Raw genomic sequence first — 21,003 nt, forward strand, 5'->3', positions numbered from 1 at the left:
ACCGCCATGAACAACTCCGTAGGCAACACCGTCCGCCTGCTCGGCGCCGGACTGCGTGCTCTCCTCGTCCTGACCGTCGTCTGCGGCCTGATCTACCCGCTCGCCGTCACCGGCGTCGCCCAGGTCGCGTTCGGCGACAAGGCAAACGGTTCCCAGATCAAGGACAAGAGTGGGCGGGTCGTCGGCTCGTCCCTCATCGGCCAGACGTACAACCTGCCGAAGCACCACCCCGATGACCCGCAGGAGGCGGCCGAGCCGGACCTGAAGTGGTTCCAGCCGCGCCCCTCCAACGGCCTCGGCTCCAACAGCGTCAACCGGCAGTACTCCCTGATCGTGTCCGGCGCCACCAACAAGTCGGGCGACAACCCGGACCTGGTCAAGCTGGTCATCGAGGCCAAGGACGCGGTGATCGCGGACAACTCCACGGCGACGTACGAGGTCAGGCCCTCCGACGTGCCGGCCGACGCCGTCACCTCCTCCGGCTCCGGCCTCGACCCGAACATCTCCCCGGAGTACGCGAAGATCCAGGTCCACCGGGTCGCGGAGCAGAACGACCTCGACGTCAAGCAGGTCGAGAAACTCGTCGCCAAGTACACCGGCGGCCGCACCCTCGGCTTCATGGGCGAGCCCCGGGTCAACGTCCTGGAGCTGAACACCGCGCTCAAGGCCCTGACCAAGAGCTGACCGCGGCACCCGTCTGCGGCGGAAGGCCCCGCGCCTACGGCTTGCGGCGGCGGATGCGGGCGGCGAGTACGGCGACGTCGTCCTCGGCGTGGCGGGCGTCCAGGGCCACCACCACGGCGTCCACCAGTTCCTCCACCTCCGCGCCCACCGGCAGGCGCAGTCCGGCCAGCCGGGCCAGCGAGACGTCGATGTCCTCGCCGCGCCGTTCCACCAGCCCGTCGGTGAACATCAGCAGGGTCTCCTCGGGGGTGATCGCCCGGGTGACGCCCTCGTAGCCGCCCACGCCGGTGCCCAGCGGCGGACCCACCGGTACGTCGACCAGGGCGGCCGAGCTGTCCGCTCCGAAGACCGCGGGCGGCAGGTGGCCGGCGCTGGCGAAGTCCGCGACGCCGCGCGTGGGGTCCATCCGTACCAGCAGGCAGGTGGCCGGCCGGCGGGCGGGATCCTCGGCGACCAGGGCGTCCAGCTGACGCAGCACGCGGTGCGGGGCGAGGTCCGTGGAGGCCACGTCGCGCAGCGTGGAGCGGTACGCGTTCATGTCCACCGCGGCGTCGAGCCCGTGGCCCATCACGTCCCCGACCACCAGCAGGGTGCGGCCGAAGTGGAGCCGGACCGTCTCGAACCAGTCCCCGCCCACCAGGGTCCTGGAACCGACGGGCAGATAGCGGCTGGCCATCTCCAGGTTGGGGTGCGGCCGGCCCGGCTCCGACACCAGCGCAAGCTGCAGGTGCATCGCGGTGTCCTCGATGGCGGCCAGCTCCCGGGCATGCCCGAGGTGCACCGCCGCCAGGCGGGCCGCGAAGTGGATCGTCGCCACCTCGTGGTCGCTGAAGCCGCCCCGGGTGCGTACGGCGAGCACCGCGCCGTGGACCCGCTCGCGGGCCAGCAGGGGAACCGACACGAGGTGCGCGGGGGCGTCGCCTGAGAGCGCCACCCTCTCGGAGAGGGGGTGGCCGCCGTCCATGGCCCGTGCGGAGGGCGAGCCGTCGGCCGGGGCCGTCAGCAGTCCGGCGGCTCCGGCCACGGCCACCCGGTTCTGCCCGCCGTCCTCGGCCCGCAGCTCCACCGCGACCGCGTCGCACAGGTGACGGAACAGGAAGCCGGCCAGTTCCTCGCACGTCGTGGTCTCGTCGAGACGCGTTCCGATCTGCTCGGCGGCGGCTTCCATCGTCCGGAGCCGCGCGAGCAGCGCCTCGTACTCCCCCGGGGGCCCGGCGGACCTCCCGTCATGCTCCGACAAGACACCTCCCCGGCCCGGCAGCCGAAGAGGCCATTCCACCAGCCCGAACCGTCACCCGCACGTGCGCCGCGCGCCCGCCGGGCGCGCCGAGGACGGCAGACCGGCCTCCGGGTACACGGTGAGCCCTCGTCGCCGAGTAGAGTCAGCCGACTCAACGATCACGGGGGAAGTCATGGCCATGCCCATATCCAAGATGCGAGGTGCCGCGGTCGTCGCCGTGGCCCTGGCGGCGCTCAGCGTGTCCTGCGGGACGAGCCCGAAGGAGAGCGCCTCGCCCGGCGGCTCGTCCGCCCCGAGCAGTGCACCGGCGGCGACCCCGAGTGCGTCGAGCTCCGCGGCTCCCGCTGCCTCGGCACCGACCGCGCCCTCGGCGTCCCGTGCTCCGTCGGCCCAGAGCTCCGAGCCGGTGAGCCTGGTCCGGGACGCCTTCGCGGGACTCCAGGCCACCCTGGGCGAATCGTGCACCCCGGGGAACTGCGCGTACTTCCTCGGGCGGGTCTACGACGAACTGCACCGCATGGATGCGGCGATGAAGGCCGACCCGAAGGGCCCCGGGCACTTCCCCGAGCCGATCGCCCTGATCAAGAAGCTCGACGCGGAGCTCGCCGGGGACCGCTCCTTCGAGAACCTGAAGGAGCACCAGACCCTGCTGATCGGCACCCGGGACAAGATCAACGTCTGGATGCAGGGCCACCCCGACGACTACCGCTGACGCCTACAGCCGGTCCAGGAGCGTCTCCAGGGCCAGGGCCGCCGTCGGGTGACGGGTGGTCAGGACTGCACCCGTGGGAGGGGTGGCCCCCGGGGTCCAGGGGGCGTCGCATCCCAGCAGGGCCGCCAGGGCGTTGCACGGTTCGGGGTGGGTGGTGAGCAGTGCGGCGGCCCCGGCGCGGGCCGGCAGGACGGGCGCCGCGTGCGGGAGCTCTTGCCACGGCGGGGTCCAGGCGTCCAGTGCCGCGAGGCGGCCGGGGAAGACCCGGCCGGCCTCGCGGATCAGCAGCGGGGCCAGTTCGCCGCCGCCGGAGCGCAGGGTGGTGATCAGGGTCGGCAGCCACGGCAGCAGCACCGGATCCGGCAGCCGCGCGAACGCGTTCGACACCGCCTCCACCACGAAGTCGGCCAGCTGCGGCACCGGCTCCAGCGCCTGCAGGAATCCGCTCAGGTAGCGGGGGTAGGCCGGCACCACCAGCGGGTTGCCCAGCAGGTCGTCGCACCGCGCCCGCAGCTCCGTACGGGAGAGCTGCCCGAGGTGCACCTGAGCCGCCCACAGCAGCGCCATCTTCGACGGCTCCTGCGGATGCGACTGTGCGAAGGCCAGCTCCAGCTGCGTACGGTCGCAGCCCAGCGACAGCGCCAGGCTCTCCATGCTGAACAGGAAGCCCAGCATCGCCGCGACCTGGCGGACCGTCGCGTCCTCGTCGGTGAACGCCGTCGGCAGCAGGGTGCAGTAGTGCGCATAACCGGTCTTGACGAAGGACTCGATCCACGCCGGCAGCACCGGTTCGCCGGTCCGGTAGTAGCCCAGCAGGCGCCGTACCCGCCGCAGCACCTCCGGTGCACCGTCGACGCTGCGCTCGGTCGCCAGGACCTCCAGGGCGCGCGTGCCCAGTTCGTCGGCGAGGCGGCGGCTGCCCAGGTACAGCGTCGCGTCCTCGACGGCCTGGAGGACCGTCGCCGTGGTGGCCTGCGGCCCGTACGCGGTGCGCCGCAGGCGCTGCTCCAGGACCTGCTCGATGCTGACGCCGTCGTAGCCGAGCTCGATGAGCGCCCGCTGGTGCGTACCCAGGGCGAGGTCCCACGACTCCTGGATCGACCGTTCGCCGAGCCGCCGCTCGCCCATGATCGGCCGCGCCGCGCCGTGCGGCATCAGGTGCCGCAGCATCCACAGGACGTCGGAGCACTTCTCCAGTTCGGGACGGGAGGCCATGTCCAGCAAGGCCCGCTGCACACCGCGCTGCTGGAGCGCCAGGCCCAGCGGTGCGAGCCGGTCGTGCACGTCGCGCGCGAGGGGCGGCAGCGCCTCGTAGCCGACCTGGCCGATCCGGTCGCCGCCCATCATGATCTCGACGAGGCGGCGTACGTCGCGCCGGCCCGGCACCCTGTCCTTCTCGATGCAGGTGATCGCCGCGTCCTGGAAGTCGTACGGGGTGGGCTTGGCCCGGTCTCGCATGCCGGCCAGCAGGATCGACGTCTCGAAGACGGCGATGGCGTCGGCGGTCGAGGCGAGGTAGCCGTTGCGGCGCGCGGCGCGCACGATCTCCACCGACCAGCCGAGCAGTTCGGCCTCGTCCAGCCGGTCGAGGACGGGCGGACGCTGCAGGAACCCTGAGAGCAGGTCCGCCGGGATGTCGGCCGGTGGGTCCGGCGCCGCCGGGACGGCTGTCGGAGCCGCCGTCTTCGGCGGCTTGGCCGCCTTCTTCGCACCCGCCTGCCCCGCGAGCCGGAACGGCTGTATCCGCGTCCGCTTGAGGTTCTTCGCCCACTGGGTGGCGGCGATCGACACGGAGCCGCCCGCGAGGCCGAACTGCGCCTCGATCGCCGCATGGCTGGACGGGATGAGTCCGTACTGCCACGTGCTGGCGCTCGGCGGGCTGATCTCGAACGTGTCCGAGCCGTCGACACCGAACTCGGCGACGCGGCTGGCCGCGTGGAAAGCACCGCACACGTACAGGCAGTCCGCGGGATCGGTGCCGGTCGCGGCGAGGTGCTCGCGCATCCTGGTCCACATGTGGCGCTCGCGGTCCTCGTCCACGCGGACCCGGGCCGGATCCCCCGGCGCGAGGCGTCGGAACAGGCTGCCGATCAGCACCATGACCTGCCGGTACGTGTCGTGGTCGCTGTCGCCGAGGGGCAGTTCGACGTACTGGTGCCACCACTCCGACCAGTGCCGCACGCGGCCGTGGTGCAGCAGGTGCTCCTCCAGCTCGGCGAAGCGCGGGCGCAGGTCGCCGATCTCCACGCCGACGGCGTCGCCGTGCAGCGCGGCCTCCTCGTCGGCCGCCGGCGCATCCGGGTCGGCCGGCTCGCCGACCGGCTGCGCCCCGTCCGCCTGCCACTGGAACACGTGGTCCGAGGAGCGGTCGACGAGGACCAGCTCGACGCCCGGCGTGTCCAGCGCGTAGGCGATCGCCTGGTACTCGGCCGACGCCTCGGTGATCGGCGCGACGACCGACAAGGGCGCCCATTCGACGGGGAAACCGTCGACCTCGCTCGCGAACGCCTGCACCGCCACCGGGAGACGGCAGTTGCGCAGCTCGGTCAGGAGCGGCGCCATGTCCTCGCACAGCTCCAGGTAGACGACCTTGGGCTGCTTCTCCCGCAGCCGCCGCGCCATCGCGACGGCCGACGCCGGCGAGTGGTGGCAGACCGGGAAGACCTCCAGCGGTTCGCGTACCGCGCGGTCGACGTCGTCGACGATGCCGAGGAGGATCCCCTCCAGCGCGTCGGGGCCGTCGGCGAAGGCCGTGGCGGCCTCCTGCAGCTGGCTGCGCAGCGCGTCGAACGTCGTCCCCTCCTGTGGGCTGCTCATGACAGGGTGGCGATCGCGTTGCGGCCGCCCTCCAGGAACTCCGGCCAGGAGCCGCCCTCTTCCTTGCTGCGCGGCTCGACGACGCCGTGCAGGTACTTGTTGAGGATGGCCAGGTCCTCCGGTTCGCGCCGCGCCAGCGATCCGACGAGGGAGGAGGCCAGCGTCTGGGCGGTCAGGGTGCGCTCACCGAAGAAGTTGCCGTGCAGGATCGCGTCCTCGAGGACGCCGATCTGCTCGGCGGTCGACAGCGCCGACTCGAGTTTCTCGTCGTCGCTGCCTGCGGCGGCCGCCGAGGCGCGCAGATCGGTGAAGCTCTGCAGCAGCACGTCGAGCAGGGTCGGGGGCACGTCCAGCTCGATCTGGTGGCGGCGCAGCAGTTCCTCGGTGCGGAAGCGGACGATCTCCTCCTCGCTCTTCTTGTTCGTCACCACGGGGATGCGCACGAAGTTGAAGCGGCGCTTCAGTGCGGAGGACAGGTCGTTGACACCGCGGTCGCGGCTGTTGGCCGTGGCGATGACGGAGAAGCCGGGCTTGGCGAAGACGATGTTCTCGCTGTCCAGTTCGGGGACCGAGATGTACTTCTCCGACAGGATCGAGATCAGCGCGTCCTGGACGTCGCTGGTCGAGCGGGTGAGCTCCTCGAAGCGCCCGATCGCACCTGACTCCATCGCCGTCATGATCGGCGAAGGGATCATCGACTCACGCGACTGGCCCTTGGCGATCACCATGGACACGTTCCAGGAGTACTTGATGTGGTCCTCGGTGGTGCCTGCCGTACCCTGCACCACCAGCGTCGAGTTGCGGCAGATCGCGGCGGACAGCAGCTCGGCCAGCCAGCTCTTGCCGGTGCCGGGGTCGCCGATCAGCAGCAGGCCGCGGTCGGAGGCCAGGGTGACGATGGAACGCTCGACGAAGCTGCGGTCGCCGTACCACTTCTGCGAGATCTCCCGGTCGAGGCCGTCGGAGCGCTCGGATCCCAGGATGAACAGGCGGACCATCTTCGGGGAGAGGCGCCAGGAGAAGGGCTTCGGTCCGTCGTCGACGGACTCGAGCCAGGCCAGCTCCTCGGCGTACTTGATCTCGGCAGGTGCACGCAACAGGTCGGACATGTCAGGGCCTTTCTCAGTGCATTGACGGGTATGAGGGCAACAGGGGTATCAGGCGAGGAACGTCTTGAGTTCGTGGACGAGCTTGCGGATGTGGCCGGAGAGCACCGGCGTGCCGAGGTCCTTGAAGCGCTCCCGGAACCACGGGTTGACGCTGCCGCGGCCGGAGCTGGTCACCGAGCCGACGGGGATGAACTTGGCACCCGATCGGTGAAGGGCGGCCATGCTCTCGAACAGCGGCTCGGTGCGCCATTCGTAGAAGTCCGAGATCCACACGACGACCGTGTTGCGGGGCTCGGCGATCTTCGGCTGGGCCAGCGCCATCGCGACGGTGCCGTCGGTGCCGCCGCCGAGGTTGGTGCGCAGCAGGGTCTCGAAGGGGTCGTGCACCCACGGGGTGAGGTCGAGCGCCTGGGTGTCGTACGCGATGAGGTGGACGTCCACCTTCGGAAGTCCTGCGAAGATCGAGGCCAGGATGGTGCAGTTGACCATCGAGTCCACCATCGAGCCGGACTGGTCGACGACCACGATCAGCCGCTGCGGCGTCGTCTTGCGCGCGGTGTGCCGGTAGTAGAGGCGGTCGACGTACAGCCGCTCCTCCTCCGGGCTCCAGTTGGTGAGGTTCTTCCAGATCGTCCGGTCGAGGTCCAGGTTGCGGAACACCCGCTTGGGCGGCACCGACCGGTCCAGGGCGCCGACCGTGGACTTCTCGACCTGGGTGCGCAGCACCTCGGCCACCTCGTCGACGAAGCGGCGGATCAGGGCCTTGGCGTTGGCCAGGGCCACGCCGGACAGGTTGTTCTTGTCGCGCAGCAGCTGCTCGATGAGGGACATGCTCGGGGTCAGCTGCGCGGCGAGCTCGGGATCGGCGAGCACCTCGCGCAAGTGCATCCGCTTGACCAGGTCGGCCTCGATGGCGCCGAGTTCCGGGCCGATCCCGCCGGCGCGGGCGCCGCGCAGCTCGCCGGGCTTGCAGCCGAGCGAGCGCTCCAGCCAGGCCGCGTCGGACTGCCAGCGCGACAGCTGCCCGGCGGTGACCGTGCCGGACCCCGAGGAGAAGACGTTGAGCAACACCTTGGAGACGAGCGCTGCGCGCCGTACCTCGGCGGCGCGGTCACGTCCGTCGTCACCTTCGCCGTCCGAAGCGGAGTCCGGGTGGGGCTCCGGCGGCGCCATCAGGCCCTCGAACTCGGTGGCCAGCTCCGGGTGCCGCTGCACGACCGAGTCGACGGACACCTGCGGGTCGAGGAGGGCGGTCGGCAGGCCGATGTCCTCGACCACGGCCAGGCTCGCCGACTCCAGCGTCGCCTGCTCCTCCTGGTCGAACAGGCGGGCGAGGAGTCGCCAGTACAGGACCTGTCGACGGTTGTCTTCGGGGGTGGGGAGCACCTCGGGTTCCTGTCCGGTCACTTCCGCAACAGCCTTCCCGCTCGCTCGCGCAGCACCGCCGCGGCGTCGGTGGCGGCCTTCTCGGCCTTCACGCCGGCCTTGTCGGCCGTGCCGCCCGCCCATGCTCCGGCGTGCACCGCGACCGCCTTCTTCCGTACGGTGGTTTCGACGGCGAGCGGCTGGACGGTGAAGGTCCCCGCGTCCCAGCGGAGCAGGCCGATGCACGCGCTCGACGCCGCAACGGCTTCCGGGGTGAGGGGTCCGGCGGTCGGGATCCGGTCGGCGGCGACGGCGAGGTCGCCGCCGGCGGTGGTCAACGTCAATGCGCCGTCGTCGTCCGACCGGGTGGCGTAGCCCTCCAGGAAGACGGGTATGGCGATGCGCACCGGGTGCCGGTCCAGCGGTGCCGTCGCCGCAGCGGTCGCAGCGGGCAGGGCCACGCGGGCGGTGGCGAAGGCGTCTGCGGGCTCGCCCGAGCGCGCGTACGCCTCGCACCAGATCAGGTCGCCCTCGGCGGTGATCGGCATGTCGGTGAGCTCCATCGAGCGGCCTTCGCCGGCGGCCGCCAGCAGCGACATGTGCGGGCGGAGCAGCTGCCAGAGGCCCGCTCCGACGACCGAGTCGGGCTTCGGCACCGATGCACCGGCCCGCACCAGGCGGGGTGCGGAGCCGTCCGCGGGCTCGAACACCGCGTGGACCTGGACCTGTACGGCGGTCGCGTGCTCGTGCAGGTCGAGGCCGAGGGGCAGCAGCCGGCCGGTGGCCGTGCCGGTGGCGGATTCGCCGGCCGCGCCGGGCAGCGTCAGCAGCAGGGCGCGCGACCACAGGTCGGCCCAGCGGCGCGCGGGGATGCGGTCCAGGTCCAGGGACACACCCGGGCAGGAGGCGGCGAGTTCGGCGGCGAACCCGTCGAGGAGCGTCGCCAGGCGGCGCAGCTCCGGGTCGGGGAGCATCGCGGAGACGACGGGCGCCGACGCGGAGACCAGGTCGTGGTCGATGCCCTGCCAGCCGGCGCGGGCGAGATCCGAGAGCCAGGTGCGGGCGGCGGCGAGCAGGTTCGGCGTCTGTTGGCCGCCGGACGCCGAGAGGGCCTCCTCCTCGCTGTGGGGCCGACCGGTCATCTCGTCGATGCGGGTCGTCAGTGCGTCGTGGACGGAGCCGAGCAGTGCGGTGCGGGCGGCTGCGAGGGCCACGAAGTGGTCTTCGCCGGCGGCTCCGGCCGATGCCTTCTCGGCCGCTTCGGCGACCCGGGCGGCCAGCGGCGTCCCCGCGACGGCCCGGGCGAGCGCGGTCAGCCCGGCGGCCTCGGCGGGACGGGGACGGAGCAGACCGGCGACGAGGGCCCCGTCGAAGGCGTCGACGGCCGCGAGGGCCTCGTCGAGCCCGGCGATGGTGTCGGCGAGCAGGCCGGTACGCTCCCCCGCGCTCGGACCGAGCCCGCGCGGGGACACCCCTGCCGCCGCCCTGGTCGGCGGGAACCACTGCATCTCCGGCAACGGCGCGGTGGTCGGGGCGAGTTCCAGATAGGCCAGGTGGCGCAGGAACCGGCTGAAGACGGGCGCGGCGGCCTTGTTGTCCCCCTGCGGGGGACGGGTGCTGCTCATGTCGGCGGTGATGCCCACCGCCGTCGGCTCACCGTCCGCGGCCTCGACCCGCAGGTAGCGGGCCACGCGCGGGGCGCCGTACTGGAGCACGGCTTCGGCGATCAGGGCCTTGATGTGGTTGCAGAACGAGCCCCGGGCGCCACCGCAGGGCCGGTTGTTGTTGGTGCTGCAGGCGAACGCGTAGGTACCGGCCGCGACCGACGAGACGTAGACGCGCTCCATGTCCGAACCGCTGGACACCACGCCCTGCAAGCGACCGTCTGCCAGCTCGACGAACGGGACCTTGGCGAGCTTGCGCGGCCGCGCGGGTGGTACCACCCGGGCCGTGCTCGACCTCTCCCAGTCTGACAACGCACCCATCTCCTATGCAGCAAGGGGAGTTCCACGCCGATCGGCGGGACCTGCTGAACATAGGCGGGAGCACTGACAACGCCCCGGTCACGGACTCAGGCGTCGGCCACCTGGGCCACCCAGCCGTACGGGAGTTCCGCGCCGTCGACCGTCACCGCTTCGACGGTCCGGGTCCTCGGGTCGATGTCGGCCTGTACGCCCTCGCCCGCGTACCGCGGATAGCCGGAGGCCCCGAATTCACCGGTGGCCTCGACCAGCGCGGTGCGCAGCACGCCACGGCGCGGGGATCCCCCGGGCTCAGCGAGCCCCGGGCGCAGGACGACGGTGTACCGGGCGGGGGCGGAGGCGGGGCCGGGCGCGGCGGAGGAGTTCATGCAGCCCAGGCTAGCCACCGACCGGGCGCCCGGCCGGTATCCCGGGGCGCCGGAGTTGCGCGGCCCGGCGGGAGCGCCGAGGGTGATGCCGTGTGGGTGTTGCCGATACGGGCCGGCGCCGAACACCGGTCTCGGGGCAGCGCCCCGTCCAAGAGGAGCGAACATGGCTGAACCGGCCGGCGGGCCTTCGTGCGAGTACAAGACCGAGCACTTCAAGGCGACGGAATACCGGACGAGCGGCGGCAGGCGCGCCGTCAGGGTGAAGGGTGTGGCCGCCTGCCCCTCTTCCGGCTTCCACCTCGCGCTGGAGCTCGCCCCTCCGCCGATCGTGCCGACGCCCGAGGTGCTCCACCTCAATCTGGTGGAGCAGGACCCCACGGGCACGGTCCTCCCGGTCGTCACCGACACCGAGGTCGAGGGCGAGTTCCCCATCGGGGACGAGGTCGAGTGGGTGCTGATCCGGAACCTCGGCATCAACATCCCGGTCACCAGCGGCTAGGGGGTGTCTTGCCGATCAGCCCGGCCTGATCGGCACAAAACCCCCAGGGACCTCACCCGTACGGGCTAGCGGCTCGCGCCGTTACAAATGCGGCTCCGACACCGGCGTCCGGTCTGCCGTCAGCGAATCCGTCTGGATGTCCGGGGTTCCCGATGCTTGGGTGTCGGCATGGAGATCTTGGTTCTGGGTGGTACTGCATGGGTGGGCCGGGAGCTGTCGCGGCAGGCGATCGGGCGCGGCCATCGCGTGACGTGCCTTGCGCGCGGCGAAAGCGGCGAAGTCGCCGACGGTGCACGGCTGGTGGCCGCGGACCGGCGCGACCCTGCGGCGTACGAGCCCCTGCTCGACCGCGTGTGGGACGCGGTCCTCGAGGTGTCGTGGCAGCCGGGCTTCGTCCGTGGGGCGCTCGATGCACTGGGCTCCCGGGCCCTGCACTGGACCTACGTCTCCTCGGTCAGCGCCTACGCCTCGCACGCCACGCCAGGGGCGGACGAATCCGCGCCGCTCCTGCCTCCGACCGACCGGAGCGAGGTCGACCGCGGGCTGTACGGCCAGGCCAAGGCGGCCTGCGAGCAGGCGTCGGCGGCCGCCCTCGGCGAGCGCCTCCTCATCGCGCGCGCCGGTCTGATCGGCGGTCCGGGGGACCACACCGGACGCTCCGGATACTGGGTGACCCGCGCCGCGCGCGATCCGCACGGGCCGATGCTGATTCCCGACGAACCGGCCGCACCGACGCAGACGATCGACGTACGGGACCTCGCGGCCTGGCTGCTCGACGCCGCGGAGAAGGGGAGCACCGGGACGTACAACGCCGTCGGTCCGGTCGTTCCGTTCCGGGAGTGGATCGAGCTGTCCCGTACGACGGGCGGGCACACCGGTCCGGTGGTCACCGCCGAATCGGCGTGGCTGCTGGCGAACGGTGTGGCCGAGTACATGGGGGCCGAGTCGCTGCCGATGTGGCTGGTCGAAGCGGGCTGGGAAGGCGCGTCGGCCCGGGACGGGTCCGCGGCGCACGCCGCGGGACTGCGGCACCGGCCCCGGGCGGAGCTGCTGGCCGACACGCTGGCCTGGGAACGTGAGCAGGGTCTGGACCGGGAACGGCGCGCCGGCCTCGGCGCCGCCCGCGAGCGCGAGCTGCTCGACGCTCTCGGCTGACGCGCTCGCGGCGGCCGGCGGCGGTCAGCCGCCGGGCCGCTCAGCGGCCGGAGCCCGGCCCGCCGTACCGGCCCCGGGCTCCACCTGCCGCAGTTCGGCGAGGAGTTCGCTCTGGCCTGCCAGGAGTTCGGTGAGGATACGGCGGGCGGCGCGCAGGAGTTCGGCGACGTCACCGCCGGCGAGGGCGTAGTTGACGGTCGCACCCTCGCGCGTGGACACGACGATTCCGGAGCGGCGCAGGACGGCCAGTTGCTGGGACAGGTTGGACGGCTCGATGTCGATCTCGGCGAGGAGTTCGCGTACGGGCCTCGGACCGCTCTGCAGGAGCTCCAGGACGCGGATCCGGACGGGGTGTCCGAGCATGCGGAAGAACTCGGCTTTCGCCTGGTACAGGGGTACCTGCATGCTCACGAACGCTCCCGCCGTTGCTCGACCGCCACCACCGCCCATCATTCCGCCCGTTGGGCCCACGCACGCCTCTGCTTGACCGATTTCGGATGTGCCGGATTGAAGAGTTCTTCAATTCGTGGGCATGCGTGGGCCCGAGAAGGGAGCGGTTACAGCTCCAGAGCGGACTCGATGCGCTTGAGCTGGTGCCGGGCCATCGCCAGATTGGAGTTGGCCTTGTCCAGCACCACGTACAGGAACAGACCGTGGCTCTCCCGCCCCTTGAGCAGCCGGATCAGGTGGTACTGACTCCCCAGGGTGATCAGGAGGTCCTCGATGTCATCGTGCATGCCCAGCATTTCCATGGTGCGGACCTTGGCCCGGATCACGTCCGTGTTGCCCGCGGCGGCGACCGCCAGGTCGAGCTCCTTGCCGCCGCCGAGAGTTCCCAGTGCCATTCCGCTGGTGTAATCCACCAGCGCGACTCCCAGGGTGCCCTCGATCGAGGTCATCGTCTCCTTCAACGAGACTTCCACATTCGCCATCGGCGCCCGCTCCCTCTTCTCTCCGTCCACGCCCCGCGCCCGCTTCCGCCGCGCGCCGGACCTCTTGTGAGGCCGACGCTACTGAGCGTGCGCGGCAGCGTGAGGAGAACGGGAGATTTGACCAAAAGCACCCCCTCCCGCGTCTAAGATCCGCACCGCACGCACCGCACGCACCGCACGCACCGCCCGGCCCGGCCCCGGGCTACCGCCTGCGGTCCACCACTGCGAGGAGCTTCCCGCTCGTCGCCGTACGGGCCAGGGCGGCGCCGTCCACCACCTCCACCGTGAAGTCGAGCAGCTTCTCCGCCACGGCCGACCGCACCTCGGGGTACCCGGCCAGGAAGGCCTCGCGCGCCCGGTCCGGGTCCGGGGCGTGAGCGCTCTCCATCCGCAGGGTGAGGCCCTCGCGGACGGCCCCGGCGGTCAGCACCGCCTGGAGCTCACCGCCGTACCCCAGGTACTCCCCCGCGATGGCCACGAAACGGCGGTAGTTGAGGAAGTACGTCGCCACCCGCATCACCTCGCCCAGCCGGCCGAGCAGTTCGAAGCGCGGGGCGTGGCTTCCGCAGGGGCAGCGTCCGGGCAGGGCGCGCCCGAGGTCGCCGATGACGTACCGGTCGAGCTGCTGGCCCCGCCGGGAGCGGGTGGTGAACACGAGCCGGCCGGTCTCCCCCGGCGCCACGGGACGGTCCTCGTCGACGTCGACGATCTCCAGCGTGTGCAGGTCGGCGTGGAGGTGGTGGACGCTGCCGCTGCTCTGCGTGCACTGGTAGCCGAGCGGGCCGAGGTCGGTGCTGCCGTAGGTGACGGAGTGGATGACCTCGATGCCGTACTTCTCGGTCAGCGTCCTGCGCTGTTCGTCCGTGAAGTGCTCGCCGCCGTAGTAGATCTTGCGCAGGCCTCCGTACAAGCGCAGCAGGTCGGCCTCCTCGTGCAGGAGCTGCCAGAGGTACGAGGGCATGCCGAAGAGCGTGTCCACCTCGTACGCGGCGATCATCTCCGCGGTGGCGCGGTGGTCGGATCCCGCTGCCATCGGCATCTGGACGCCGCCCAGGCGCTCGAGGATGGAGAAGAAGCTGATGAACCCGCCGTACATGCCGCCGCAGTAGAAGAGGTTCGCCGTACGGTCGCGGGCCGGGTCGTAGCCGGCGGCGAGCAGCCCGCGGGCGGCGGCGTGCATCTGCGTGTCGTAGTCCTCGTACGTGAACAGCGACAGGGCGGGCGTACCCGTGCTGCCCCCGCTGCGGAAGTACAGCTCGGCGTCGCTCCGGTCGACCCCGCGGTTGAGGTCCTGGACGGCGGCCTTGTCCAGCAGCGGCCCGGTGGCCGGCGGGAAGACGGCCGGGCGGGCCAGGTCGTCGAGGCAGGCGGTGGCGGCGAAGCGCTCGTCGGCCTGGACGGCGACGCGCCGGCTGTAGCGCTGGAGGGCGTAGACCCCGTCGTGCGGTTCACCGGCGTAGCCCGCGGTCATGGCGCCGACGGGGGTGACCCGGGTGGCTCCGGCGGCCAGGACCAGGGCCGAGAGTTCGGCGATGTCGGTGCGGCTGCCCGCGATGCCCGCCGTCTGGAGGTAGCGGCGCATGGGGCGCAGCGTCGCGATGAGGCTCTTGCGGGGCAGCGGCTTCACCCAGACGCTGCGGTGCAGCGGTGAGGCGGTGAGGGCCGGTCGGGTGTCGGCCATGACGCGCCACGTGCCGTCGGGGGCGGCGAGGACGCGGGTGAGGCCCAGGTGTTCCTCGAGGCGGGCGAGGTGCTCGGTGGTGGTCAGCTCGGCGTACTCGGCCGGGTCGAGGTCCGCCGCGGCGGGCGCCGGCTGGGCGTCGAGGGCTGCGGCGAGGCGCTCGGCGAACGCGTGCAGCACCTCGGTGTTCCCGGTATCGGTGTCGAGGTAGACGACCTGGGGGCTGGAGCAGGCCTGCTGCTCGAAGACGCAGACGTCCTGGGCCAGGGCCGTCAGCGCCGCCTCGTCCGCCCAGGCGTCCTGCGTGAGGTAGGCGAAGGAGATCTTGTGCCCCCACTCCACCAGGCGGCAGCCGGCCGGGACGTGGGCGGCGACGCCTTCGACGGCCGACTCGCCGCCCCAGACCGCGACGGCGTCGGCGGGGGCGCACATCAGGCGCAGCCATTCCTGGCGGGAGGAGGGGAAGCGCAGCACGATGATGCGTTCGGCGAGGGCGCCGGTGGGGTCCTGCGCGGCGAGTTCGGCGAGGAGGTGCTGGGCGAGGAAGGTGTCGGAGCTGCTGGTCTTGAGGACGTTGACGTTCCCGGCGAGCAGCCCCTCGATCAGGCTGAGCGGGGCCACGGTGGCGGCGTTGCCGGGGGCTATGTGGGCGACCAGGCCGACGGGCGCCCAGGCCTCGTACACCGTCTCCTTGGCGTCGGGGCGGTTCAGCCGCTGCGGGGCGGCGCTGCCCAGCTCGCGCCGGAGCTTGCGGGTGAGGGAGCTGCGGCCGAGGAAGTCGGCGAGTTCGGCCAGGAGTTCTTCGCGGTCCGTGTCGCCGTCCCCGGGCAGGTGCGGGGCCAGCCGCTCCCGTACGCGGTGGCCGGGGTCGCGCAGGGCGCGGGAGAGGGCGTCGCAGGCGGCGAGGACGGTCTCGGTGTCCAGCGGTGCGCCGAGTGCGGCCTCGACGGCGGTGGGCAGGGTGGCCAGGCGGCGGGCGGCCTCGTCGTCCCCGATGAAGGTGCCCTGCCAGTAGTGGTGGTTGATGGTGTCGGTCATGACATTCCCTTCATCAGTTCGGCGGCGGCCACGGCACAGCTGCGGTTGCGGCTGACGCCGGCCCGGCCGTGGATCGTGAACCACGGGGTGGTCAGCTCGCAGCCGCACTCCTCGCCCGGGTGGAGCGAGGCGAGGTCGCCCATGACGACGCTCTGTGCCGGTACGGAGGTGATGTACGGGGACACCAGGTGCAGGTAGCCGCGCTCGCCGTACGGGAGGGGCTCGAGGGTGCGGGTGGAGCGGATGAAGACGCGGGACCAGACGGGTGCGTGGAGGTTGTGGTGCGCGCACTCGATGTACGGGATGCAGTGCTCGACCGACCCGAAGGTGTCGCGGATCCGCTCGGACGGGACGCCCAGCTGCTCGGTGACGCGGGCGTACAGCTCGTGCTTGCCGATCTGCCGGTCGGTGTGGCCCTTCCAGCCGCCGCCGAGGATGATCAGGGAGCCTTCCGGGAGCTTCAGCGGCTCCAGGCCCATGGCGCGCATCCGCTCCAGCGTGAACCAGAGGAAGGCGGGGAAGCCGAGGATGCGGACGGGCACGTCGTCCTCGGCGAAGCGGCGCAGGGCGGCGACGCAGCCGAAGGGGTCGAACTCGTGGCCGTTGCCGGTGTTGCGCAGTGCGTACTCGACCTGCCGGGCCGGGGCGAAGTCGCACAGGTAGTTGTCGGTGAACGAGGTGCCCAGGTTGAGGTCGCGGGCGGGCTCGTAGCTGTACAGCAGGTAGTTGACCGGCTGGTCGGGGGTGATCCAGCCGTTGTGGTCGAAGATGCGGGCGACCATGCGCTGGGCGGAGCGGATGGTCCACTCGTCGAAGAACATCTGCGACTTCTGTCCGGTGGTCCCGGAGGAGGTCAGGTGGAGGTGGACCTCCTCCTCGGGTATGGACAGGACCTCGTGGCGCTTGAAGAAGTTCGCGTGCACCAAGGGTGCCTCGTACGGGGTGTCCGGGCGCTCCCCGTCGTACAGGCTGCGGAAGAACGGGGACCGCTCGCGGTGCCAGGTGTTGATCTGCGCCATGGCGGCGGCGAACATCTCTTCCTCGGCGCGGCCGGACGTGTAGGGCTCGGTCAGGTCGCAGAGCTGCTGCACCCGGCCGAGGGCCGCGGCGTCGGGGACGTCGACGGGGGCGAGATGGGGTTTCGAGGGGGTCGTGGAAGGGGTCGTGGAAGGGGTCATGAAGCAACCTCACGTACGGGCAGATGGGTCGACGCCCACGCCGACACATAGGAATCGAGGAAGGGCTGGAGCGGCGGGTCGACGACCACGCCGCGGAAATCGATGTGCTCGGTGGTCCGGGACATCACCACGTAGTCGTGGAAGCCGTCCCCGTCCCGGCGCATGGCCGGGTACAGCGCCCCGGCGATGAAGCCCTGGGCGGCGAAGGCCGAGAGCGCGGCGTGGTGTTCCAGGGGGACGAGCGCCTCCACGTAGCCGGCGCCGGCGCGGGTGAGGGTCCGGGTGACCGGCTCCAGCCAGCCGGCGGCGGCCGCCGGGTCCGGGTGGGCGGTGACCAGGGCGCAGTAGCCGCCGGTGCGGTTGAGGTAGGCGTACACCTCGAAGCCGCCGTCGTCGGGGGTGAGGAGGATGTTGGGGGTGTGCAGGGGGTAGAACCAGCGGCCGGTGTCGGGGATGTGCTGGTGAAAGCGGCGGCGGACGAAGGCCGGCGCCTCGATCATCTCCAGCGGCCGTGCGGCCGGCCCGGCGGGTGCGGGGAGCGGCGGCGTGGGGCGGGCGTCCGCGTAGCTGATGCCGAGGCTCGCCCCGGCGGTGCGCAGGAGCGGCACCAAGGAGGCGGGCACCTCGGCGACGGGTACCCGGCGGTCCAGCACCCCGGGCGAGTGACGCGCGTAGAGTGCGAGGCTCTCGCGGCTGCTGAGTTCCACGGCGTTGGGCAGGATGCCCAGGGGGCGGAAGCCGTTGCGGGCCACGACGCGCTGGGGTCCGGCGCTGACCGTACGGACGGTGGCGTACACCGAGTCGAGCGTCCCGGCATCGAGCGTGCCGGCGCACACGGCCTCGGTCAGCTGCCCGGCGAGCCCGGTTCCGCGCTGATCGGGGTGGACGGCGAGCCCTTCGAGGCGGCCCACGCGGCTGCCGGGTTCGCTGTGGACCGCGGCGGATCCGGCGAGGGCGCCGGTACGGGGGCAGCGGGCGACGAGCCAGAGGGTGTGCGGGTCCCTGATGAGCCGGGACATCTCGGCGGGGTCGGTGCCGAGGGCCGTGGGGTAGTGCGGGCCGTAGACGGCGTAGTAGAGCTGGCGGAGATCGGCGATGTCGGCCGGGGTGGCCTGCTCGATCACGGCGGTCATCGCGCGCCTCCTGCGGGGGTCGGCTCCGGCGCGGGGGCCGGGTCGGGTGCGCCCGCCGGGCGGGAGTGGCCGGGCAGCAGGGCCAGGGCAAGGGCGGCGGGCACGAGTCCGGCGGCCTGGATCAGGCACAGCGTCTGGGCGGAGAGGTGGTCGCCGAGGAACCCGAAGAGCAGCGAGGCGACCGGGAAGGTCGCGCCGAGGACTGCCTGCATGACGGCGAAGAACGCGGGCTTGTCGGCTGCCGGGACCAGCCGCTGGAACAGGGCCACGAAGCGGACCCCGATCACCCCGACGCACCAGCCGGTCACCAGCAGGGCGCCTGCGATGACGGGCCGCGCGGCGACCAGGCCGGGCACGGCGAGGGCGGCGGCCATCGCGGCGAGGCACACGGTGCCGACCACGGCGGGCCGGCCGGGGACCCGTGCACCGGTGAAGGAGCCGATGAGCGTGCCCACGCCGAGCGAGGCCTCCAGGAGGGCGACGGTGCCGCCGTCGCCGTGCAGCACGGAGGCGGTGTACAGGGGCATGACGACGAAGACGGCCGTGGTGAAGAGGTTGGCCGCGGTGAAGCAGAGCAGGATGCCGCGGACGTACGGCATGGTGCCCAGCAGCTGGCGCAGTGTCCGCCGGGGCTCCGCCTCCTCAGGATGCGCGGCGGTGTCGGCACCGGTGGTACGAAACCGTACGGTCGCGATGAGCAGGGCGGCCGTGGCGTAGGCGGCGGCGCAGCCCACGGCGAGGCCGGCCACCCCGGCCGCGTCCACGACGACGGCGCCGAGCAGGGCTCCGCCGAGGCTCGCCAGCGACTGGGTGGACAGCTCGAAGCCGGTCGCGGCCTCGATGTCCTCGTCGTCCACGAGCTCGGGCACGGAGGTGGTCAGGCACGGGTCGAAGAAGGCCTGGCAGGTCGCCAGGGCCAGGGCCGCCGCGTAGGCCGCGGCGACCGGCAGGTCGCTCGCGCAGGCCCAGACGGCCAGCGCGGCAGCGGCCGCTCCGGCGCCGCCGGCCGCGGTGCGCAGCAGTGAGCGGTGGGCGAAGCGGCCGATGGCGCGGGCGACGAGCGGGGCGAGGACCACGGCGGGCAGCGTGCTGACGGTCATGAACAGCCCGGCGGCGAATCCGCCGTCGCCGGAGGTGGCGTAGCCGATCAGCCACCAGGAGATGCCCACCTGGAACATGCGGATGCCGGCCTGGGTGAGCACCTGGCCCAGCCATACGGTCCCGAAGGCACGGTTGCGCAGGACGAGGGGGAGCCGTCGGCCGGCGGCCTCGGGTGCGGGGGCGGTCATGCGGTCGGCCTCTCGTCGATGACGCGGACGAGCTTGCCGGAGCGGGAGTTGACCACCAGGTCGCGGTGGCGGGCCCACTCGACGCGGAGCGGGTGGACGAATCCCGCGGCGACGCTGTCGGGGTAGAGCGGCCGGGCGGTGTTCAGCCCGGTGACGACCTCCTTGGCGAAGACCTCCAGGCCGGCGGGATCCTGTCCCGGGGCGGTGGCCAGGCGCAGGACGAGGCCGTCGCGGCCGTCCCAGCGGCGGACGACGAGCTGCATGCCCGTGACCCTGCCGTCGGTGTCGGCCTCGGCGACGGCGTCCGTGGCGTCCTGCCAGTACAGCGAGACGGGGCCGACGCGTACGCCTTCCTCGGCGCGGCCGAGGATGCGGAAGGCGCCGCCTTCGGTGTCGGTCCACTCCGCGCGGTCGCCCGCGGGGTAGCGGATGACGGGCATGAGGCGGCGGAAGAGCTGCGTGACGACGACCCGCCCGGGCCGGCCCGGCTCGCGGATCGGTTCGCCGGTCGTCTCGTCGAGGATCTCGACGACGGTGTGCGGGGCGAACGGGCGGTGCGTGCGCGGGTCGTCGTCCGTGCCGGGTACCGGGCGGCCGAGGAGGCCGCCGTCGACGCTGGCGTAGCCGAGCGAACGGGGTGTGGCGTTGGGGAAGGCCGCCGCGAGGAGGCGGCGCTGGTCGGCGAAGAGGGCCTCGCCGCCGAAGAACAGGAACTCGACGCCGGGCAGTTGGCGGCCGGCGGAGGTCAGGTGCTCGGCGAGGCGGCAGAGCGTGGTCGGCGTGCCGGCGACGACGTGGGCGGCGAAGTCCTCGAGCGTGGTGACCGTCGATTCCAGCGGGGCACCGCCGCCTATGGGCAGCCGGACGTTGGCGACGGGGGCGTGCGCGAGGGAGTCCAGGATGAACAGGAAGCTGGCGTAGAGCTCACCGGCGTAGAAGAGGTCGGCGACCCTGTGCCCGGGCCGCAGGCCCGCGTCGACCATCCCGGCGCCGAAGGTGGTGACGAACTCCTGCCATTCCTCGCGGGTGTAGCAGGAGAAACGCGGTGTGCCCGTGGTGCCGCCCGTCTTGAACACGACGGCTTCCCCCAGGGGGGCGGTCAGGACGCGGTTGTCGTGCAGGGTGTTGGCGGCCCAGAACCTGTCCTGGTCCACGACGGGAACGTCGGTGATCCGGCTCACGTGCGGTGGCAGGTCCGCGTAGAGGTCGGCGTAGAAAGGAGAAGAGTCACGGGCGAAACGCACGAGGTCTGAAAACTGCTGGACGGGCATGCTGCCTTTACCTCGAAAGATGAAAGTTGAAATAGGCGGGAGACAGGTGGCGCGTCGGGGCGGCGTGGTGGAACTCACACCGATCTCACCCGTTGATCAGTCAACAATGCGTACGTTGCGCAGAGTTGACGAGCGCGCCGCAACCTGATGTCCGTTCACATGATGAGACAAGAGGAACGCACCGCCAAATCGATCGAGGCCCGCCTCGGCCAAGAACGGCAGACTTCTGGCCTGCGGGGCCGAAACCGCGCCGACGCCGGGAAACGGGGATCCCACCGCGGCGCCGCCGACCTGCGGGAGACACCTCCCGGGCCCGGCCGTCACATTGTCCGGAAACCCGGGGTTCCTTTCGAGGAAAAGCATCGGCATTGCCGAAGTCGCCGTCCCGCCATAACGAATGACTGGCCAATCGGCCCGAACTCCCGGACATGACACGGGAATTGACGCATATACCGGAGGAAGTCGCGGCGCGTCGGCCGGTTGTCCGGGTCCCGGGCCGCCAAGCCGGACGCGGACTCCGGCCCCGGCCGGCGGCCATCCGTGTCCCCGC

The 21,003-nt window shown here is 72.0% G+C and carries 17 protein-coding genes and 1 pseudogene; 4 read left to right on the plus strand and 14 right to left on the minus strand.

The window, feature by feature from the left end; translation table 11 throughout:
* Positions 1-6: 6 nt before the first annotated feature.
* Positions 7-684 carry a potassium-transporting ATPase subunit C gene (locus ACZ49B_RS09760; protein WP_468302636.1) on the plus strand — a complete coding sequence of 226 codons (678 nt, stop codon included), beginning with the start codon at positions 7-9 and terminating at the stop codon, positions 682-684.
* Between the two features lie 34 nt (positions 685-718).
* Here the strand turns inward: ACZ49B_RS09760 and ACZ49B_RS09765 are convergent, their stop codons facing one another.
* Positions 719-1,924 carry a PP2C family protein-serine/threonine phosphatase gene (locus ACZ49B_RS09765; RefSeq protein WP_468302639.1) on the minus strand — a complete coding sequence of 402 codons (1,206 nt, stop codon included), beginning with the start codon at positions 1,922-1,924 and terminating at the stop codon, positions 719-721.
* A 172-nt stretch (positions 1,925-2,096) separates the two neighbouring features.
* On the opposite strand from ACZ49B_RS09765, the gene ACZ49B_RS09770 reads away from it, so the two are divergent.
* Positions 2,097-2,636 carry a hypothetical protein gene (locus tag ACZ49B_RS09770; protein WP_468302641.1) on the plus strand — a complete coding sequence of 180 codons (540 nt, stop codon included), beginning with the start codon at positions 2,097-2,099 and terminating at the stop codon, positions 2,634-2,636.
* A gap of 3 nt (positions 2,637-2,639) precedes the next feature.
* Here ACZ49B_RS09770 and ACZ49B_RS09775 read toward each other — a convergent pair whose 3' ends face one another.
* From ACZ49B_RS09775 to ACZ49B_RS09800, 6 genes and pseudogenes are all read right to left on the minus strand, one after another.
* On the minus strand, positions 2,640-5,453 hold the full coding sequence (locus tag ACZ49B_RS09775) for a DUF5682 family protein (protein WP_468302643.1): 2,814 nt from the start codon (positions 5,451-5,453) through the stop codon (positions 2,640-2,642).
* A complete protein-coding gene (locus ACZ49B_RS09780; protein WP_468302646.1) occupies positions 5,450-6,562 on the minus strand; it encodes an ATP-binding protein in 1,113 nt (370 codons plus the stop codon). The genes ACZ49B_RS09775 and ACZ49B_RS09780 overlap by 4 nt, the downstream gene beginning before the upstream one ends.
* A gap of 48 nt (positions 6,563-6,610) precedes the next feature.
* Complete coding sequence (locus ACZ49B_RS09785; protein ID WP_468302649.1) at positions 6,611-7,969, minus strand: vWA domain-containing protein; 1,359 nt, start codon at positions 7,967-7,969, stop codon at positions 6,611-6,613.
* A complete protein-coding gene (locus ACZ49B_RS09790) occupies positions 7,966-9,399 on the minus strand; it encodes a hypothetical protein (RefSeq protein WP_468303370.1) in 1,434 nt (477 codons plus the stop codon). Before ACZ49B_RS09790 ends, ACZ49B_RS09785 begins: the two co-directional genes overlap by 4 nt.
* A 3-nt stretch (positions 9,400-9,402) precedes the next feature.
* Positions 9,403-9,912, minus strand: a pseudogene (locus tag ACZ49B_RS09795) (hypothetical protein); the annotation flags it as partial.
* 86 nt (positions 9,913-9,998) lie between these two features.
* Positions 9,999-10,277 (minus strand): hypothetical protein, encoded by a 279-nt coding sequence (locus tag ACZ49B_RS09800; protein WP_468302652.1) that lies wholly within the window; start codon positions 10,275-10,277, stop codon positions 9,999-10,001.
* A 163-nt stretch (positions 10,278-10,440) separates the two neighbouring features.
* On the opposite strand from ACZ49B_RS09800, the gene ACZ49B_RS09805 reads away from it, so the two are divergent.
* Positions 10,441-10,776, plus strand: a complete 336-nt coding sequence (locus ACZ49B_RS09805; RefSeq protein ID WP_468302656.1) for a hypothetical protein — start codon at positions 10,441-10,443, stop codon at positions 10,774-10,776.
* 168 nt (positions 10,777-10,944) lie between these two features.
* The gene (locus ACZ49B_RS09810) at positions 10,945-11,931 is read left to right on the plus strand and encodes an NAD-dependent epimerase/dehydratase family protein (RefSeq protein WP_468302659.1); all 987 of its coding nucleotides are present in this window, start codon (positions 10,945-10,947) and stop codon (positions 11,929-11,931) included.
* Positions 11,932-11,955: 24 nt separating this feature from the next.
* On the opposite strand, the gene ACZ49B_RS09815 is transcribed toward ACZ49B_RS09810, so the two are convergent.
* The 7 genes from ACZ49B_RS09815 to ACZ49B_RS09845 form a co-directional block, all read right to left on the minus strand.
* Positions 11,956-12,336, minus strand: a complete 381-nt coding sequence (locus ACZ49B_RS09815; RefSeq protein WP_468303372.1) for an ArsR/SmtB family transcription factor — start codon at positions 12,334-12,336, stop codon at positions 11,956-11,958.
* 152 nt (positions 12,337-12,488) lie between these two features.
* The gene (locus ACZ49B_RS09820; RefSeq protein WP_468302661.1) at positions 12,489-12,863 is read right to left on the minus strand and encodes a hypothetical protein; all 375 of its coding nucleotides are present in this window, start codon (positions 12,861-12,863) and stop codon (positions 12,489-12,491) included.
* A 202-nt stretch (positions 12,864-13,065) separates the two neighbouring features.
* Positions 13,066-15,582 (minus strand): aldehyde dehydrogenase family protein, encoded by a 2,517-nt coding sequence (locus ACZ49B_RS09825; protein WP_468302664.1) that lies wholly within the window; start codon positions 15,580-15,582, stop codon positions 13,066-13,068.
* Complete coding sequence (locus tag ACZ49B_RS09830) at positions 15,579-16,760, minus strand: LuxE/PaaK family acyltransferase (protein ID WP_468302667.1); 1,182 nt, start codon at positions 16,758-16,760, stop codon at positions 15,579-15,581. Before ACZ49B_RS09830 ends, ACZ49B_RS09825 begins: the two co-directional genes overlap by 4 nt.
* Positions 16,757-17,893: a GNAT family N-acetyltransferase gene (locus ACZ49B_RS09835; RefSeq protein ID WP_468302670.1), complete on the minus strand. Its 1,137-nt coding sequence runs from the start codon at positions 17,891-17,893 to the stop codon at positions 16,757-16,759. The genes ACZ49B_RS09830 and ACZ49B_RS09835 overlap by 4 nt, the downstream gene beginning before the upstream one ends.
* Positions 17,890-19,182, minus strand: a complete 1,293-nt coding sequence (locus ACZ49B_RS09840) for an MFS transporter (RefSeq protein ID WP_468302673.1) — start codon at positions 19,180-19,182, stop codon at positions 17,890-17,892. Before ACZ49B_RS09840 ends, ACZ49B_RS09835 begins: the two co-directional genes overlap by 4 nt.
* On the minus strand, positions 19,179-20,453 hold the full coding sequence (locus ACZ49B_RS09845; RefSeq protein WP_468302675.1) for a phenylacetate--CoA ligase family protein: 1,275 nt from the start codon (positions 20,451-20,453) through the stop codon (positions 19,179-19,181). The genes ACZ49B_RS09840 and ACZ49B_RS09845 overlap by 4 nt, the downstream gene beginning before the upstream one ends.
* Positions 20,454-21,003: the final 550 nt, after the last annotated feature.

The sequence above is a fragment of the Streptomyces sp. NPDC031132 genome (genome assembly GCF_055570595.1).

What these genes read in the sequence shown, in the direction of transcription:
- ACZ49B_RS09760 (WP_468302636.1), top strand. Translation starts at nt 7, where the DNA reads ATGAACAACTCCGTAGGCAACACCGTCCGCCTGCTCGGCGCCGGACTG.
- ACZ49B_RS09770 (WP_468302641.1), top strand. Translation starts at nt 2,097, where the DNA reads ATGGCCATGCCCATATCCAAGATGCGAGGTGCCGCGGTCGTCGCCGTG.
- ACZ49B_RS09775 (WP_468302643.1), bottom strand. Translation starts at nt 5,453, where the DNA reads ATGAGCAGCCCACAGGAGGGGACGACGTTCGACGCGCTGCGCAGCCAG.
- ACZ49B_RS09780 (WP_468302646.1), bottom strand. Translation starts at nt 6,562, where the DNA reads ATGTCCGACCTGTTGCGTGCACCTGCCGAGATCAAGTACGCCGAGGAG.
- ACZ49B_RS09800 (WP_468302652.1), bottom strand. Translation starts at nt 10,277, where the DNA reads ATGAACTCCTCCGCCGCGCCCGGCCCCGCCTCCGCCCCCGCCCGGTAC.
- ACZ49B_RS09805 (WP_468302656.1), top strand. Translation starts at nt 10,441, where the DNA reads ATGGCTGAACCGGCCGGCGGGCCTTCGTGCGAGTACAAGACCGAGCAC.
- ACZ49B_RS09810 (WP_468302659.1), top strand. Translation starts at nt 10,945, where the DNA reads ATGGAGATCTTGGTTCTGGGTGGTACTGCATGGGTGGGCCGGGAGCTG.
- ACZ49B_RS09815 (WP_468303372.1), bottom strand. Translation starts at nt 12,336, where the DNA reads ATGCAGGTACCCCTGTACCAGGCGAAAGCCGAGTTCTTCCGCATGCTC.
- ACZ49B_RS09820 (WP_468302661.1), bottom strand. Translation starts at nt 12,863, where the DNA reads ATGGCGAATGTGGAAGTCTCGTTGAAGGAGACGATGACCTCGATCGAG.
- ACZ49B_RS09825 (WP_468302664.1), bottom strand. Translation starts at nt 15,582, where the DNA reads ATGACCGACACCATCAACCACCACTACTGGCAGGGCACCTTCATCGGG.
- ACZ49B_RS09830 (WP_468302667.1), bottom strand. Translation starts at nt 16,760, where the DNA reads ATGACCCCTTCCACGACCCCTTCCACGACCCCCTCGAAACCCCATCTC.
- ACZ49B_RS09835 (WP_468302670.1), bottom strand. Translation starts at nt 17,893, where the DNA reads ATGACCGCCGTGATCGAGCAGGCCACCCCGGCCGACATCGCCGATCTC.
- ACZ49B_RS09840 (WP_468302673.1), bottom strand. Translation starts at nt 19,182, where the DNA reads ATGACCGCCCCCGCACCCGAGGCCGCCGGCCGACGGCTCCCCCTCGTC.
- ACZ49B_RS09845 (WP_468302675.1), bottom strand. Translation starts at nt 20,453, where the DNA reads ATGCCCGTCCAGCAGTTTTCAGACCTCGTGCGTTTCGCCCGTGACTCT.